This is a genomic window from Actinomadura craniellae (assembly GCF_003289645.1).
Taxonomy (GTDB): domain Bacteria; phylum Actinomycetota; class Actinomycetes; order Streptosporangiales; family Streptosporangiaceae; genus Actinomadura_D; species Actinomadura_D craniellae.
This window is the reverse complement of sequence record NZ_QLYX01000024.1, coordinates 42,960-59,099: the sequence shown is the minus strand read 5'-3', so window position 1 is coordinate 59,099 and position 16,140 is coordinate 42,960. Positions and strand designations below refer to the sequence as shown.

Sequence of the window (16,140 nt, the reverse complement as noted above, 5' to 3'; positions counted from 1 at the left end):
CTCGATCACAGGGTCTCGGCGGTGGCGAGCCCGAGGTCGCCGGACCGGCCGGCGGTGATGAGCTCCACGACCTCGGTGGACGTGACGTCGGCGCGGGCGACGTCGGCCGCCACCCGGCCCAGGTAGAGGGCGGTGATCCGGTCGGCCACCTCGAACACGTCATTCATGTTGTGCGAGATCAGCACCACGGCGTGCCCGGTGTCGGCCAGCCGGCGGATCAGGTCGAGCACCTGCCGGGTCTGGGCCACGCCCAGCGCCGCGGTGGGCTCGTCGAGGATGACCAGCTTGGACTCCCAGAGCACGGCCTTGGCGATCGCCACCGTCTGCCGCTGCCCACCGGACAGGCTGGCCACCTGCTGGCGGACCGACTTGACCGTGCGCACCGACAGCCGGGTGAGGGTCTCGCGGGCCGACTGCTCCATCGACGCCTCGTCCAGCAGGACGCCCCGGGTCCGCTCGCGGCCGAGGAACATGTTCTGGACGATGTCGAGGTTGTCGGCGAGGGCGAGGTCCTGGTAGACGACCTCGATGCCGAGCGCGGCGGCGTCGCGCGGGCCGCCGACGACCACCTCGCGGCCCTCGAACTCGATCCGGCCGGAGTCGAACGGGTGGATGCCCGCGATGCCCTTGATGAGGGTCGACTTGCCCGCCCCGTTGTCGCCGACGAGCGCGGTCACCTTGCCGGCGTGGACCGCGAAGTCCACGTCGTGGAGCACGTGCACGGCCCCGAAACTCTTGTTGACCCCGGTGAGCCGAAGCACCGGGTGTGCGTTCTCCGCCACGCTGTTCCTTTCAAGGCGATGGCCGGGGCGCCCCCGATGGCGCCCCGGCCGCTAAGTCACTGGATGCCTGCGTCCGCGCACTTGGCGGCGTAGGCGCCCTTGCACAGGTCGTCCTTCTTGACGAAGCCGTCGTCGACGACCTGCTTGACGTTGTCCTTGAAGATCCCGACCGGGGTCAGCAGGACGGAGGGCACGTCACGGTTGCCCTCGGTGTCCTTGGTGACGCCGTTGGTCTGCCCCTTCTCGCCCTTGAGCAGGGAGACGGCGAGCTTGGCGGCCGCCTCGGCCTGCTGCTTGATCGGCTTGTAGACGGTCATGCACTGGGTGCCGTCGAGGACGTTCTGCAGGCCCTGCGTGGTGGCGTCCTGCCCGGTGACCGGAACCTTCCCGGCGGCGTTGTTCTTCTTCAGGATCGACACGGCCGCGTTGCCGAGGCCGTCGTTGGCGGCGAGCACGCCGTCGATCTTGCCGCCCTGCTGGGTCCACATCTGCTCGAAGATCGTGGCGGCCCGCTGGTTGTCCCACTCGGGGACGGCCTGCTCGGCGACCTTCTTGTAGGAGGTGATCTTGTCGAGGATGTTGTGCGCGCCCTGGGCGAACAGGGTGGCGTTGTTGTCGGTCGGCGCGCCGTTCAGGTAGACGATGTTGGCGTTCTTGTCGCCGAGGCATTTCTGCAGGCCGCGGCCGAGTTCCTCGCCGACCTTCACGTTGTCGAACGACACGTAGTAGTCGGAGACGCCGTTCAGGGTGAGCCGGTCGTAGTCGATGGTCTTGACGCCGCGCTGCTGCGCCTTGCGGGTGACGGCGGCGGCGGAGTTGGAGTCGATGCCGTCGAGCAGCAGGACGGTCACGCCGCTGGTGAGCATCTGGTCGGCGATGGTCTGGAACCGCTGGGTGGAGCCTTCGGCGTTCTGGATGTCGTACTGGACGCCGGCGGCCTTGAAGGCCTGCTCCAGCAGCGGGCGGTCGAAGCTCTCGTAGCGGACCGAGGACTTGGTGTCGGGCAGGATCACGCCCACCTTGCCCTTGATCGCCCCGCCGCCGCCGGCGGCGGGGTCGGAGCCTCCGTCGTCACCACAGGCCGAGAGGCCGAGGGTCGCCGCCACCGTCACGGCGGCGAGGCTGAGGATCCCCTTGCGCATGTGCACAGGTCCTTTCTGGGGGTACGACCGCAGGGCGGCCGACCGGGTCGGGGTGGGGGGTCGACGTCGACCCCGTGCGGGTCGGTGATCCGGATCACAGGCTCGCCGGTGTAAATGTTGTGTCCCGCAACATATGTCGCGTTGACCTGGTGCGCCAGAGGGAAAGGACCCCTGATTTGTTGATAGCGATAACAATCAGGAAACGGGCTCGTAACCCGCGTCGGGTAGCCGCGGGGCCGTAGGGTCGGAGCATGGCTGACCTGCGTGATCTGCTGAGGCGACCAGTCGTCGCGGCGCCGATGGCCGGTGGCGCCTCCGGCCCCGACCTGGTCGCGGCCGTGGCCGAAGCCGGCGGGCTGGGGTTCCTCGCCGCCGGCTACAAGACCGCCGAGGACGTCCGGGCCGAGATCGGGCGGGCCCGGCGCGCCACCCCGGCGTTCGGGGTGAACGTCTTCGTCCCACCGCCCCAGGACACCCCCGTGGACGCCGCGGCGGTGGCCGCCTACCGGGACCGGCTGACGCCGGAGGCCGACCGGCTGGGAGTCGCGCTGGGCGAGCCGGTCGGGGGCGACGACGGCTGGGACGCCAAACTCGCCGTGCTGCTCGCCGATCCCGTGCCGGTGGTGAGCTTCACCTTCGGCCTGCCGTCCCGCGAGGTGATCGACGCGTTGCGCGAGCGCGGCTCACTGGTCGTCGCCACGGTGACCTCCCCCGCGGAGGCCCGCCTGGCGTCCGCCGTCGCCGACGCGCTCTGCGTCCAGGGCGCGGAGGCCGGCGCCCACCGCGGGTCGTTCGTCGACGACGATTCTCCCGCATCCCCCGCCCTCCCGCTGCGCGAACTGCTGCCCGCGGTGCGCCGGGTCACCGACCTGCCGCTGATCGCCGCGGGCGGGCTGGCCACCGCCGCCGACGTGGCCGGGGTGCTGGCGGCCGGGGCGGTCGCCGCCCAGCTCGGCACCGCGTTCCTGCGCGCCCCCGAGAGCGGCACGCCCGCGCCGCACCGGGCGGCGCTGGCCGACCCGCGGTTCACCGCCACCGCCGTCACCCGCGCGTTCAGCGGGCGCTCCGCCCGCGGGCTGGTCAACCGGTTCATGTCCGAGCACGGGCCGCACGCCCCCGCCGCCTACCCGCACGTCCACCAGATCACGACCCCGCTGCGCCGCGCCGCCGCCGCACGAAACGACCCCGACACCATGGCCCTGTGGGCCGGCACGGGCTTCCGGCAGGCCACCGCCGACCCGGCCGGCGAGATCGTCGCCCGTCTCGCCCCCTGAGCGGGCCCGCTCAGCCGTGCAGGGCGAGGACCTGACCGGCGATCCGGACGGCCTCGTTCTCCAGGGTCCGCACCGGCGGGGCGCCGTTCCGGCGGTCCAGGCTCACCGACACCAGCAGGTTGGCGCGGCGGACCACGACCTCGACGTTCCGCGCGGTACCGCTGTCGTACCGGCTGACCAGCGCGTCGTCGCCCAGCCGGGTACCGAGCCGGCTCCAGCCGGGAGCGTGCCACCCGCTGAGCGTCCCCCCGGCGACCTGGGTCGCGCTCTCCCCGGTGGCCGGGCTCGGCGGGATCACCTCGACGCTCACCACCAGGTGGTCGCGGAGGCGCTCCCGCTCCCAGAGGCAGCCGGTCGCCGACCGGGAACCCCGGGGCGACAAAGTCCGGCCCCGGACGCCGCGCAGCAGCCGGCCGGCCGCCGCCCGGAGCGGGCCGCAGACCTCGCGGGGCTTCGCCGTCTCGCCCGGCCGGGGGGCGGGCGGTGACGGTGCGGGGGCGGCCGGGACGCCCAGCCGCACCAGGATCCGGCGGGCCACCGCCAGCACCCCGGCCTCCAGATCACCGATCGGCGCAATCCACTCGCGGTCGCTTTCCACCTGGCTGCGCGCGTCGGCCTGGACCATGAAGACGAGGTTGCGCGCCCGCACGGCCACCGCGACCCGGTGCCCCCAGTCCCCGGCCGTGAAGTCGCGGCCGAGCTTCGCCTCGTCGCCGAGCCCGCGGACGGGGACGCCCGCCCCGTACCGCCACTCCCGCGGCTGCGCGAACCCGCGCCGCGCCTCGTCGGTGGCGCTCCCGCCGGGCTTGGACGGCGGCTCGTGCCGGCCCCAGACCAGCCGGAGCGTGCGGTCGGTGCTCGTGCCGCTCTCCTCGGCCCGCCAGGCGCAGTCGACGTTGCTCGACGTCGCCGTCTTCTGCGCCTGCTCGATCAGCAGCGGGCGCAGGTCCTCCTGGGTGATCCACGAGCACAGGCCGAGGGCGCCGGTGAACTCGCCGGTCCCCCAGCGCGGCTGCGACGGTCCGGACGGGGATTCCGCCTTGCCCGTCCCGCCCGAGCAGCCGCCCGCCGCGAGCGCCGACGCCAGCATCAGGGCCGCGGCCCGTCCCCGTCCGTGCGTTCTCATACGGGCAGCCTCCCGGTGATCTCCACGTCCAGCGCGCGTACACCGCCCGTCCCGGCTTGGACTTCCCGGTCGACCGGCAGCGGGTGTTCCGGGAATCCGCCGGGCGGCACGGCACGATCATTCCAGCTTCGCAGCGGGGTGTGATCGGGTTCCGTCCGGAAGACGATCATCTGCCGAACATCAGCCGCCATCGCCCCACCGCGGGCCGGTGCCACGTTGCGCGGCCGGGCGGGAGGTCAGTAGCGGGTGCCGACGGGGGCGGGGAGCGCGTCGAGTTCGGCGAGGTCGGCCGCGGTGAGGACGAGGTCGGCGGCGCCCGCGTTCTCGTTCAGGTAGCGGGACTTCTTGGTGCCGGGGATCGGGATGACATGGTCGCCCTGGGCGAGCGTCCAGGCGATCGCCACCTGGGCGGGGGTGGCGCCGTGCCGCCGGGCGACCTGCTCGACCACCTCGACGATCCGCAGGTTCTGCCGCAACGCCTCTTCCTGGAAGCGCGGGTTGCGGGCACGGATGTCGGTGTCCTCGAAGTCGGCCGCGGTGACCGTCCCGGTGAGGAAGCCCCGGCCGAGCGGCGAGAACGGCACGAACGCGGCGCCGTTCGCCGCGCACCAGCCGACGACGTCGCCGGGGCCCTGCGCGCCGGGGTCCTGGCCCACCAGCCCGCCCGCGATGCCGCCCGGCGCGCCGAGCGGGTCGCGGGTCCACAGCGACAGCTCCGACTGGATCGCCGCGACCGGGTGGGCCGCGTGCACCTCCGCGGCCTGGGCGACCGTCACCTCCGACAACCCCAGGTGGCGGACCTTGCCCTGCGCCACCAGTTCGGCCATCGCACCCCAGCTCTCGGCGAGCGGCACCGCCGGGTCGACCCGGTGCAGGTAGTACAGGTCGATCACGTCGGTGCCCAGCCGGCGCAGGCTGCCCTCGGCGGCCTCCCGGATCCGCTCCGGCCGGGCGTTCCGGCTCAGCTTGCGGGTGGTCCGGTCGACGTCCAGGCCGGTCTTGGTGCAGAGCGTCACCCGGTCCCGGAGGCCGGTGAGGGCGCGGCCGAGCAGGCTCTCGTTGTGGCCGAAACCGTAGGCTTCGGCGGTGTCGAGGAACGTGACGCCCAGCTCGACGGCCTCGCGGACCAACGCCACCGACGCGTCGTCGTCCCGGTCGGCCGCGGAGTAACCCCAGCTCATGCCCATGCAGCCGAGGCCGACCGCGCCCACCTCGGTACCGGCGAAGTTACGAGTCCTCATGGTCCCTCCTTGGGGGCGGTGTTCCGGTCGGAGGGTCCGCGGGCGGGGCGCCGGCGGACCCCCACCGATCATCGTAGGCACACGGCGGACCCGCGGTCGCGTCAGAGCCGTTCGATGATCGTGACGTTGGCCTGGCCGCCGCCCTCGCACATGGTCTGCAGCCCGTACCGGCCGCCGGTGCGCTCCAGCTCGTGCAGCAGGCTCGTCATCAGCCGGGCCCCGGTGGCGCCCAGCGGGTGGCCCAGCGCGATGGCCCCGCCGTTGGGGTTGACCCTGGCCGGGTCGGCGCCGGTGTCCTTCAGCCAGGCCAGCACCACGCTGGCGAACGCCTCGTTGATCTCGACGGCGTCGATGTCGCCGATCGTCATGCCGGCCTTCTTCAGCGCGTACGCGGTGGCCGGGATCGGTGCCGAGAGCATCCGGATCGGGTCCTCGCCGCGCGCCGACAGGTGGTGGATCCGGGCCCGGGGGGTCAGCCCGTGGTCGCGGACGGCCCGCTCGGAGGCGATCAGCAGCGCGGCCGAGCCGTCGGAGATCTGCGACGCCAGCGCGGCGGTGAGCCGGCCGCCCTCGGCCAGCGGCTTCAGCCCGGCCATCTTCTCCGGGGAGGTGTCGCGGCGCGGGCCCTCGTCGGTGGCGACCCCCGCGCAGGGGGCGATCTCGCGGTCGAAGCGGCCCTCGTCGATCGCGGTGATCGCCCGCTGGTGCGAGCGGTAGGCGAACTCCTCCATCGCCGCCCGGGAGAGGTCCCACTGCTCGGCGATCATCTCGGCGCCGTTGAACTGGGAGACCTCGACGTCTCCGTACCGGGCCGTCCACCCGGTGGAGCCGGCGAACGGGCCGCGGTCGAAGCCGAGCGGCTCGGCGGCGGTCATCGCGAACGCGATCGGGATCTGCGACATGTTCTGCACGCCGCCCGCCACCACCAGGTCGGCCGTGCCCGACAGCACCGCCTGCGCGGCGAAGTGCACGGCCTGCTGGGAGGAGCCGCACTGCCGGTCGACCGTCACGCCGGGGACCTCCTCGGGCAGCCCGGCCGCCAGCCAGCAGGTGCGGGCGATGTCGCCGGCCTGCGGGCCCACGGCGTCGACGCAGCCGAACACCACGTCCTCGACGGCCGCGGGATCGGCGCCGGAGCGTTTCATCAGCTCGGTCAGCACGTGCGCGCCCAGGTCCGCGGGGTGGACGCCGGACAGTCCGCCGCCGCGCCGGCCGACCGGGGTGCGGACCGCCTCGACGATGTAGGCCTCGGCCATGACGTGATCTCCGTTCAGGGGGTCGGGGGGTGCGCCTGGATCCCTTCGAGGACCATGGCGAGGTACTGTTTGGCGATCTCGCCGGCGGTGAGCCGGCCACCGGGCCGGTACCAGCCGGCGGCCACCCAGACGGTGTCGCGGATGAACCGGTAGACCAGGGGGCGGTCGAGGTCGGCGCGGAGCACGCCCTCGCGGACGCCGCGCTCCAGCAGGCCGAGCCACATCTCCTCGAACCGGCGGTGGGAGTCGAGCAGGTACGCGAAGCGCGGGCTGGTGGCCAGGTGCTTGGACTCGTTCTGGTAGAGCACGACGGCGGGCCGGTGCGCGTCGATGCAGCGGAAGGATTCCGCGACGACCGCCGCCAGCGTCTCGCGGGCGCCCAGGCCGGCGGCGAGGACCCGGTCGTAGGACGTCCACATGTCGTCCAGGAAGGTCGACAGGATCTCGTCGGCCATCGACTCCTTGGAGTCGAAGTGGTAGTAGAGGCTGCCTCCGAGGATGCCCGCGGCGTCCGCCACCTCCCGGACGGTGGTGGCGGAGTAGCCGCGGGAGGCGAACACCTCGGCGGCGACGGCGAGCAGTTCGGCCCGCCGGCCCGCCCTCGCGGTGGCGGTGCCCTCGGCGTCTCGGCGGCGTGGACTCATGGTTCGTCGTCTTCCTAGGGATGCTGGCTGGAGACCGACACGACCTCACCCGTCATGTACGAGGAGTAGTCGGCGGCGAGGAAGACGATAACGTTCGCCACCTCCCAGGGCTCGGCGTAGCGGCCGAAGGCCTCGCGCTCGGTCAGCTCGGCCAGCAGTTCCGCCGACGTCACCTTGACCAGGTGGGGGTGCATCGCCAGGGAGGGGGCGACCGCGTTGATCCGCACCCCGTGCTCGGCGGCCTCCAGCGCGGCGCACCGGGTGAGCGCCATCACCCCCGCCTTAGCGGCGGCGTAGTGCGACTGGCCCCGCTGCGCCCGCCAGCCGATCACCGAGGCGTTGTTGACGATCACTCCGCCGCCGTCCTGGTCGCGCATGATCCGCAGCGCGGCGCGGGTGCAGCGCATGGTGCCGTTCAGGGTGACGTCCAGCACCCGGTCCCACTGCTCGTCGGTCATGTCGGCCAGGTCGGCGGTGCCGCCCAGGCCCGCGTTGTTGACCGCCACGTCGATCCGGCCGAACCGGTCGAGCGCGGCCGCGTACAGGGCCTGGACCTGGGCTTCGTCCGTCACGTCGCAGGGGTGCGCGGCGACCCGGGCGGTGCCGAACTGCCGCTCCAGGCCGGCCCGCGACTCGGCCAGCCGGCGCTGGTGGGCGTCGCTGAGCACGACCTTGGCGCCTTCCTCCAGGCAGCGGCGCGCGGTCGCGCCGCCGATGCCCGCGCCGGCGGCGGCGGTCACCACCACCACCCGGTCCTGCAGCAGGCCGTGCCCGGGGACGTACGGCGGTGGCGCCTTCGCGTGCTGGTTCACGTGCGTTACTCTACCAAACAGTTGTTAGAAAGAATGGGGCGGTCATGGACCTCGATTTCAGCCCGGCCGAGGAGGAGTTCCGGCAGGAGGTGCGCACCTGGCTGCGCGCCCACATCCCGGCCGAACCGCTGCCCTCGCTGGAGACCGCCGAGGGCTTCACCGCCCACCGCGCGTGGGAACGGGAACTCGGCGCCGCCCGGCTCTCGGCCGTCTCCTGGCCCACCGCCTACGGCGGCCGGGACGCCACCCCCCTGGAATGGCTGATCTTCGAGGAGGAGTACTACGCCGCGGGCGCCCCCGGCCGCGTCAGCCAGAACGGCGTCAACCTGCTCGCCCCCACCCTGCTCAAGCACGGCACCCCACAGCAGCTCGCCCGGGTCCTCCCGCCGATGGCCGCGGGCGAGGTCATCTGGGCCCAGGCCTGGTCAGAGCCCGGCGCGGGCAGCGACCTCGCCGCGCTACGCGCCACCGCCACCCGGGTCACCGGCGGCTGGCGGCTGGACGGGCAGAAGACCTGGAGCTCCCGCGCGGCCTTCGCCGACCGCGCCTTCGGCCTGTTCCGCGAACCCGGCTCCGAACGCCACCGCGGGCTCACCTACGCGATGTTCCCCCTGGACGCCGCCGGGGTGACTGTCCGGCCGATCGGGCGGCTCGACGGCAAACCCGCCTTCGCCGAACTGTTCCTCGACGAGGTGTTCGTGCCCGACGCCGACATCATCGGCGCCCCCGGCGACGGCTGGCGGGTGGCGATGAGCACCGCCGGCAACGAGCGCGGCCTCACCCTGCGCAGCCCCGGCCGGTTCACCGCCGCCGCCGAACGGCTGGCCGCCCTCTGGCGGGAGCGCGCCGACCCCGCCGACACCGCGCTGCGCGACCGGGTCGCGGACGCCTGGATCCGGGCCCGCGCCTACCGGCTCAAGGGGTTCGAGACCATCTCCCGCACCGACGACATCGGTGCCGAGGCCAGCGTCAACAAGCTCTATTGGTCCGACCTCGACGTCGCCCTGCACGAGACCGCGCTCGACCTGCTCGGCCCCGACGGCGAACTCGCCGGCGAGTGGCTGGAAGGCTACGTCTTCTCCCTCGCCGGCCCCATCTACGCCGGCACCAACGAGATCCAGCGCGACGTCGTCGCCGAGCGGGTGCTCGGCCTGCCGAGAGGATCCCGATGAAGTTCGTCCTGGACGCCGAGCAGCGGCTGTTCGGCGACACCCTGGACAAGCTGCTGGCCGGGGCGGACGTCCCGGCCACCGTCCGGTCCGGCGCCGCGGGCCCGCGCCGCGCGCTGTGGTCGGCGATCGCCCGGGCCGGGGTGTTCGCGCTGGCCGTCCCCGAACGGCACGGCGGCGCCGGGACCCACCCGGTGGAACTGGTCACCGCCATGCACGAGCTGGGCCGGCACGCCGTACCCGGCCCGATCGTGGAGACGGTCGCCGCCGCCGCGCTGATCGACCGGCTCGGCGACACCGGCCTGGCCGACGCCTGGCTGCCCCGGATCGCCGACGGCACCGCCGTCGTCTCCCTCGCCCTCCCCCCGGCCGTCCCGCACGCCCTCGACGCCGACCTCGCCGACCTGGTCCTGACGGTGGGCGACGGCCGGGTGCGGACGGGCGTCCCCGAGGGCACGGCACTCACCTCGCTGGACCCCGGGCGGCGGCCGTTCCGGGTGTCCCCGGGCGACCTCCTCGCCGACGGCCCCGAGGCCGTCGCCGCCGCCTATGACCTGGGCGCGCTGGCCTGCGCCGCGCAGCACCTCGGCGTGGGCCGCCGGCTCCTGGAGGTCTCGGTGGAGTACGCGCGGACGCGCCGCCAGTTCGGCCGGCCCATCGGCGAGTTCCAGGCGGTCAAGCACCGGCTCGCCGACGCCCTTGTCGGGCTGGAGTTCGCCCGCCCGCTGATCCACGGCGCGGCCCTGGCCCACGGCTCGGACACCTTCGCCCGGGACGTGTCCGCGGCCAAGGTCGCCGCCGCCGACGCCGCGTACGCCGCCGCCCTGGCCGCCCTCCAGGTCCACGGCGCGATCGGCTACACCGACGAGTACGACCCCAGCCTGTGGATCAGGAAGGCCCGCGCGCTGCGCTCCGCCTGGGGCTCCCCCGCCGACCACCGGGCCCGGGTCGCCGCCGCCCTGTGACGGCGCCCGGCACCGGGCGCCGCATGTCCACGGCCGCATCGGGCTGGTTCGTGCCGTCAGCCGGGCCGGTCCTCGCCGATCCGGGCGACGTCGGCGCCGGTGGGCCGGCCGACCAGGAGGCGGTTGACGAACCAGAGCACCACGCCGACGCCGAGCAGGATCGCCGCCCGCAGGTACACCTCGGCCTCCCGGCCCGTCAGCGGAGTGATCAGCACCAGGCAGGCCGCCGCGCCGAGCACCGGTGCCCAGGTCGGCGCGCGGAAGTGCGGATGCTCGGCCCGCTCCCGGCGCAGCACCAGCACGCACACGTTGACCAGGGCGAACACACAGAGGAGCAGCAGCACGGTGGTGTCGGCCAGCCCGCCGATCTCGCCCGTGCACACCAGGACGACCGCGATCGCCACGGTGAAGGCGATCGCCGCCCACGGGGTGGCCCGCGTCGGATGCATCCGGGCGAAGACCGGCGGCACGATGCCCTCCCGGGCCATCCCGTAGACCAGCCGGGAGGCCATGATCATGTTGATCAGCGCGGTGTTCCCCACCGCCAGCAGCGCGATCAGCGCGAACAGCTTGGGCGGGAACGCCAGCCCGGCCGCCTTGACCACCTCCAGCAGCGGGCCGTCGGACGCCTCCAGCGTCTTCGTCTCCACGAGCATCGTGGCGGTGAAGGCCACCGCCACGTAGATGACCACCGTCACCGCCAGCCCGCCGAACAGCGCGCGCGGGAAGTCCCGCTGCGGATCCCGGGTCTCCTCGGCCAGGTTCACCGAGTCCTCGAAGCCGAGCAACGCGTAGAACGCCAGCGCGGTGCCGCCCAGCACGCCCAGGAACGCCCCGTTCGCGGGCTGGAACTCCAGCGCCCGGGCGGGCTCGCCATCCCCCGCCAGCAGCGCGAACGCCCCGATCACCATGATCACCAGCAGGCCGAACGCCTCGATCAGGGTGAGCACCACGTTCACCTTGATCGACTCGGAGATCCCGGCAAGGTTCACCAGCGTCACCAGGCCCAGGAAGACCAGCGCGCCGACCACCGTCGGCACAGTGACGAACTCCGCGAGGTAGTCGCCGCCGAAGGCCCGCGCCGCCGCGCTCGCCGAAGTGATGCCGCTCATCATCACCGCGAACGCCACCATGAAGGTCAGGAACGGGATCGAGAACGCCCGCTGCGTGTACAGCGCCGCCCCCGCGGCCCGCGGGTACTTGCCGACCAGTTCCGCGTACGCGGTCGCCGTCAGCGCGGCCAGCACGAACGCCGCCAGGAACGGTACCCACACCGCCCCGCCGACCTCCCCGGCCACCTGCCCGACCAGCGCGTAGATGCCCGCCCCGAGGATGTCCCCGATCACGAACAGCAGCAGCACCTTCCGCCCGATGACCCGCCGCAGCCCACCGCCCGACCGCTCGGCCTCCTCGACCGCCGTCACGCCCCGCCTCCTCGCCTCGGTCCCCTCGTTCGCAGGCGAAGGATTCCCCCTCCACCCGCGGCAAACGGGCGGACGGAACCCGCGAACCCCGCCGGGGTTCCGGCGGGGTTCGCGCGGTGCCGGCCCGGCCCTTCCGGCCCGGGGCGGCCGGCCCGGCGGGACGGGCACGCGTGCGCCGTTCCGTCGCTTTCCGGCACGGACGCGGTGAGCAGCACGGCAACCGGGCGGCAACCGGCGCGGCGAACCGGAGCTCGGCCACGCTCATCGACTCGGGTGAACAGGTGCGGCACACCGGCACGCACCCGAACGGAGGAATCATGAGCAGCAACGACCGGCCGCCGGCCCGGAAGCGGGGACTGGCCCTCGCGCTGCGCGGCTCGGCGGTCGCGCTGGCAGCCGCGATCACCCTCGGCGGCGTCACCGGCGTCGCCGAGGCCAGACCCCCGAGCTGCGCGGGCATCCTGAAGAGCATGAACGCCGCGTACTTCGCGTACCGGCACTACCAGGCGGGCGGTCACCATGCGGAGGCCGCCTGGTGGTACGGGGTGTACCAGGACAGCCTGAGCAACTACGTGGACACGTGCATCTTCGCCTGACGGACGGGGGTGGCCCGCGCCCGAGGGCGCGGGCCACTCGACGCCGCCCACATCGCTGCCGGGGCGGACGCCGGTCCGCGCCCGTGGACACGGGCCACCCTGTCCCGAGGCGGGGAACCCGGACGCTCGGCCGGCCCTCGGGCCCGAGCGTGCGGCGGGATCAGGTGTCGATGCGCTCGGTGTCCAGCTCGGCCGCGCCGCCGACGATGAACTCGCGGCGCGGCGCGACCTCGCTGCCCATCAGCAGGTCGAAGATCCGGCTCGCCTCCTCGGCGTCCTCGATCCGGATCCGGCGGAGCATCCGGTGCTGCGGGTCCATGGTGGTCTCGGCCAGCTGGTCGGCGTCCATCTCACCCAGGCCCTTGTAGCGCTGGATCGGCTCCTTCCAGCTCTGCTTCCTGCGCTCCAGCTCGACCAGCTTCTTGCGCAGCTCCGCGTCCGAGTAGGTGTAGATGTACTTGTCCTGCCCGCGCTTGGGCCGGGACAGCTCGATCCGGTGCAGCGGGGGCACCGCCGCGAACACCCGCCCGGCCTCCAGCATCGGCCGCATGTACCGGTGGATCAGAGTGATCAGCAGGCACCTAATATGAGCGCCGTCCACGTCCGCGTCGGTCATTAGAACAATTCGCCCATAACGGGCGGCGTCGACGTCGAAGGTGCGGCCGGAGCCGGCGCCGACGACCTGGATGATGGCGGCGCACTCGGTGTTCTTGAGCATGTCGGCGACGGACGCCTTCTGCACGTTGAGGATCTTGCCTCGGATGGGCAGCAGCGCCTGGAACTCGGAGTTGCGGGCCAGCTTGGCGGTGCCCAGCGCCGAGTCGCCCTCGACGATGAACAGCTCGCTGCGGTCGTCGGCGGTACGGCAGTCGACCAGCTTGGCCGGCAGCGCGGAGTTCTCCAGGGCGGTCTTGCGGCGCTGGTTGTCGCGCTGGGTGCGGGCGGCGATGCGGGTCTTGGCCGCCGCCACGACCTTCTCCAGCACGGCCCGCAACTGCTGCTTCTCGGCGCGCTTGGTGGACTCGAACGCGGCCTTGAGCTCGCGGGTGACCACCTGCGAGACGATGCGGGTGGCCGCGGAGGTGCCGAGGATCTCCTTGGTCTGGCCCTCGAACTGGGGCTCGGGCAGCCGCACGGTCACCACGGCGGTCATGCCCTCGAGGACGTCCTCCTTGGTGACCGGGTCGTCGTTGCTCTTGAGCAGCCGGGTGGAGCTGAGCTGCTCGTTGACGACGCGCACCAGGGCCCGCTCGAAGCCGGTGACGTGGGTGCCGCCCTTGGGGGTGGCGATGACGTTGACGAACGACCGGACGGCCGAGTCGTAGCCGGCGCCCCAGCGCAGCGCGATGTCGACCTCGAGGTCGCGCTCGACGTCGGTCGGGGTCAGGTGGCCCTGCTCGTCGAGGACCGGGATGGTCTCGGTGAAGTGCCCCCGGCCCTCCAGCCGCAGCACGTCGGTGACGGCGGCGTCGGCGGCGAGGTAGGTGCAGAACTCGCCGATGCCGCCCTCGAAGCGGAAGGTCTCGGAGGTCGGCTCGGCGCCGGTCTCGTCGCGGACGGTGATCTGCAGGCCGGGCACCAGGAAGGCGGTCTGCCGCATCCGGTCGAGCACCAGGTCGACGTCGATGGTGGCGTCCTTGAGGAAGATCTGCCGGTCGGGCCAGAACCGCACCCGGGTGCCGGTGACCTTGCGGGCGACCTTGCGGACCTGCCGCATGCCGGACTTCTTCTTGAACCGCGCGTCGGGCCGGCCGTCGTCGGCGAACTCGCCGGGGATGCCCCGCCGGAAGCTCATGGCGTGGGTGTGGCCGGCGCGGTCGACCTCGACGTCGAGGCGGGCCGACAGCGCGTTGACGACCGAGGCGCCGACTCCGTGCAGGCCGCCGGAGGCGGTGTAGGAGATGCCGCCGAACTTGCCGCCCGCGTGCAGCCGGGTCATCACCAGCTCGACGCCGGGCAGGCCGGTCTTGGGCTCAATGTCGACGGGGATGCCGCGGCCGTCGTCGCCGACCTCGATGGACCCGTCGGCGTGCAGCACGACCTCGATGTGACCGCAGTGCCCGGCCAGGGCCTCGTCGACGGAGTTGTCGACGATCTCCCACAGGCAGTGGATCAGGCCCCGGCTGTCGGTGGACCCGATGTACATGCCCGGGCGCTTGCGCACGGCCTCCAGGCCCTCCAGCACCGAGAGGTGTCGGGCTGAGTAGCCGTGCGGGTCGTCGGCGGGCGCTTCGGCGGTCGCGGCGGTCAACTTGCTTGAACTCCTCGGGGGTCAGGACATCGGAAGGAAGGCTACCCGGGGCCTCCGACAATTCACCCGCGGGCTCGCCGTCCGCGGGGGCTGCTCCGCCACGGGCCTGCCGGGCTCCGCACACAATACGGAGCGATCGGCGGGCCGTCCGCGAAATACACGGCCTTGTCGGCGGCGGGCGGGCGCTTGCGGGTGGTATCTGGTTTTCCGGTGTCCTCGCAGGCCACCACCGCCTCGCAGGACGATGTCCATAAGTAGACAAGTAGGGCCTTTGTGAGGTGTGTCACTTACTGGGACATTCTGCTCTGGGCGTACTGAGATGCAGGTTGGGAACGTCAACGTCGGGTTAGATGTTCTCCTAAGTACCGACCCCGAGACGAGGAAGGTGCCGTGACTGGAGCCCTTGCCCCATCGAAGCCGCTGACGGCCGTGGATCGCTGCGACCGCTGCGGCGCCCAGGCCTACGTCCGTGCAGTCCTTGCCGGCGGAAACGACCTGCTGTTCTGCGCCCACCACGGGCGCAAGTTCAGTGGAGCGCTCCGCTCGACCGGGGCCGACATCCACGACGAGACCAACAGGCTCATCGAAACCCCGGCCACCGCGCCCAACGACGAGCGGTAGCCCCCTACATAGATCCGGAAACGGCGGTCACCCGAGCGGTGGCCGCCGTTTCGGACGCCTCACGGCCATTCAGGAGTCGTCCATGCTCATCCTGCTGCCACCGTCGGAGGGCAAGGCGACCGACGCGGACGGCCCGCCGCTCGACCCGGCCGGGCTGAGCCTGCCCGAGCTGAATCCCGCCCGCGCGCGGGTGCTGGAAGCGCTGGTCCAGGCGTGCGCCCGGGACGACGCCGCGGAACTGCTCGGGCTGCCCGCCGGGCAGGCGGCGGCCGCGCTGGCCCGCAACCGGGCGCTGCGCGGCGCCCCGACGCTGCCGGCGGCCCGGCTCTACACCGGCGTCCTCTACGACAACCTGGCGCTGCCCACGCTCGACCCGGCGCACGCCGCCGCCCGGATCGTCGTCTTCTCGGGCCTGTGGGGGGCGCTGCGGCTCTCCGACCACGTCCCGCCCTACCGACTGGCCATGAACGTCTCGTTGCCCCCGCTGGGCCGCCTGGCGGCCTTCTGGCGGCCGGCGCTCGTCGAGGCGCTCGGCACGCCGGGCGGGCTAGTCGTCGACATGCGCTCGGCGCCGTACGCGGCAGCCTGGGCTCCGCCGGGACCGGCGGTGGCGGTGCGGGTGTTCCGCGAGCGCATCGTGGACGGCACGCCGCGGCGCACGGTGGTGAGCCACATGGCCAAGGCCACCCGGGGGCTGATCGCGCACGATCTGCTGGCGGCCGGAGTCGATCCGGGGACGCCGCGGGAACTACTCAAGGCCGTGGCCGGTCTCGGACACGTCGCCGAGCTGAACGGTCGATACCTGGACGTGATCCTCTCGGACTGAGCCGCCGGAAG

16 protein-coding genes are annotated in these 16,140 nt (G+C 73.0%); 6 read left to right on the top strand and 10 right to left on the bottom strand.

Going from position 1 to position 16,140, the window contains the following annotated elements; genetic code table 11:
• Positions 1-5 precede the first annotated feature (5 nt).
• Both DPM19_RS33400 and DPM19_RS33395 read right to left on the bottom strand, forming a co-directional pair.
• Positions 6-782, bottom strand: coding sequence for an ATP-binding cassette domain-containing protein (locus tag DPM19_RS33400; RefSeq protein ID WP_111872096.1), 777 nt, complete (start codon positions 780-782; stop codon positions 6-8).
• A gap of 56 nt (positions 783-838) precedes the next feature.
• Positions 839-1,924, bottom strand: a complete 1,086-nt coding sequence (locus DPM19_RS33395; RefSeq protein ID WP_111872095.1) for a sugar ABC transporter substrate-binding protein — start codon at positions 1,922-1,924, stop codon at positions 839-841.
• A gap of 251 nt (positions 1,925-2,175) precedes the next feature.
• Here DPM19_RS33395 and DPM19_RS33390 point away from each other — a divergent pair, with 251 nt between their 5' ends.
• Positions 2,176-3,198 (top strand): NAD(P)H-dependent flavin oxidoreductase, encoded by a 1,023-nt coding sequence (locus DPM19_RS33390; protein ID WP_111872094.1) that lies wholly within the window; start codon positions 2,176-2,178, stop codon positions 3,196-3,198.
• Positions 3,199-3,208: 10 nt separating this feature from the next.
• Here DPM19_RS33390 and DPM19_RS36880 read toward each other — a convergent pair whose 3' ends face one another.
• The 6 genes from DPM19_RS36880 to DPM19_RS33365 all read right to left on the bottom strand — a co-directional run bounded on the left by DPM19_RS36880 (position 3,209) and on the right by DPM19_RS33365 (position 8,277).
• Positions 3,209-4,324, bottom strand: a complete 1,116-nt coding sequence (locus DPM19_RS36880) for a hypothetical protein (RefSeq protein ID WP_146779089.1) — start codon at positions 4,322-4,324, stop codon at positions 3,209-3,211.
• Complete coding sequence (locus DPM19_RS35090; RefSeq protein WP_146779088.1) at positions 4,321-4,515, bottom strand: hypothetical protein; 195 nt, start codon at positions 4,513-4,515, stop codon at positions 4,321-4,323. Before DPM19_RS35090 ends, DPM19_RS36880 begins: the two co-directional genes overlap by 4 nt.
• A gap of 45 nt (positions 4,516-4,560) precedes the next feature.
• Entirely contained in the window at positions 4,561-5,565 is a 1,005-nt protein-coding gene (locus DPM19_RS33380; protein ID WP_111872092.1) for an aldo/keto reductase, read from the bottom strand.
• 101 nt (positions 5,566-5,666) lie between these two features.
• Positions 5,667-6,821, bottom strand: a complete 1,155-nt coding sequence (locus DPM19_RS33375; protein WP_111872091.1) for an acetyl-CoA C-acetyltransferase — start codon at positions 6,819-6,821, stop codon at positions 5,667-5,669.
• Between the two features lie 14 nt (positions 6,822-6,835).
• Positions 6,836-7,465 (bottom strand): TetR/AcrR family transcriptional regulator, encoded by a 630-nt coding sequence (locus tag DPM19_RS33370; protein ID WP_111872090.1) that lies wholly within the window; start codon positions 7,463-7,465, stop codon positions 6,836-6,838.
• A 14-nt stretch (positions 7,466-7,479) separates the two neighbouring features.
• Positions 7,480-8,277 carry an SDR family oxidoreductase gene (locus DPM19_RS33365; RefSeq protein WP_111872089.1) on the bottom strand — a complete coding sequence of 266 codons (798 nt, stop codon included), beginning with the start codon at positions 8,275-8,277 and terminating at the stop codon, positions 7,480-7,482.
• Between the two features lie 44 nt (positions 8,278-8,321).
• Here DPM19_RS33365 and DPM19_RS33360 point away from each other — a divergent pair, with 44 nt between their 5' ends.
• Together DPM19_RS33360 and DPM19_RS33355 are read left to right on the top strand one after the other, a co-directional pair.
• A complete protein-coding gene (locus DPM19_RS33360; RefSeq protein ID WP_111872088.1) occupies positions 8,322-9,449 on the top strand; it encodes an acyl-CoA dehydrogenase family protein in 1,128 nt (375 codons plus the stop codon).
• The gene (locus DPM19_RS33355) at positions 9,446-10,411 is read left to right on the top strand and encodes an acyl-CoA dehydrogenase family protein (protein ID WP_111872087.1); all 966 of its coding nucleotides are present in this window, start codon (positions 9,446-9,448) and stop codon (positions 10,409-10,411) included. Before DPM19_RS33360 ends, DPM19_RS33355 begins: the two co-directional genes overlap by 4 nt.
• Before the next feature lie 56 nt (positions 10,412-10,467).
• On the opposite strand, the gene DPM19_RS33350 is transcribed toward DPM19_RS33355, so the two are convergent.
• On the bottom strand, positions 10,468-11,835 hold the full coding sequence (locus DPM19_RS33350; protein ID WP_111872086.1) for an APC family permease: 1,368 nt from the start codon (positions 11,833-11,835) through the stop codon (positions 10,468-10,470).
• Positions 11,836-12,152: 317 nt separating this feature from the next.
• Between DPM19_RS33350 and DPM19_RS33345 the strand changes: the two genes are divergently transcribed.
• A complete protein-coding gene (locus DPM19_RS33345) occupies positions 12,153-12,431 on the top strand; it encodes a hypothetical protein (protein ID WP_146779087.1) in 279 nt (92 codons plus the stop codon).
• A gap of 160 nt (positions 12,432-12,591) precedes the next feature.
• Here DPM19_RS33345 and DPM19_RS33340 read toward each other — a convergent pair whose 3' ends face one another.
• Positions 12,592-14,682: a DNA gyrase/topoisomerase IV subunit B gene (locus DPM19_RS33340; protein ID WP_111872084.1), complete on the bottom strand. Its 2,091-nt coding sequence runs from the start codon at positions 14,680-14,682 to the stop codon at positions 12,592-12,594.
• A gap of 390 nt (positions 14,683-15,072) precedes the next feature.
• Between DPM19_RS33340 and DPM19_RS33335 the strand changes: the two genes are divergently transcribed.
• Both DPM19_RS33335 and DPM19_RS33330 read left to right on the top strand, forming a co-directional pair.
• Positions 15,073-15,303 carry a DUF7455 domain-containing protein gene (locus DPM19_RS33335; RefSeq protein WP_111872083.1) on the top strand — a complete coding sequence of 77 codons (231 nt, stop codon included), beginning with the start codon at positions 15,073-15,075 and terminating at the stop codon, positions 15,301-15,303.
• Between the two features lie 82 nt (positions 15,304-15,385).
• Positions 15,386-16,129, top strand: a complete 744-nt coding sequence (locus DPM19_RS33330) for a YaaA family protein (protein WP_111872082.1) — start codon at positions 15,386-15,388, stop codon at positions 16,127-16,129.
• Positions 16,130-16,140: the final 11 nt, after the last annotated feature.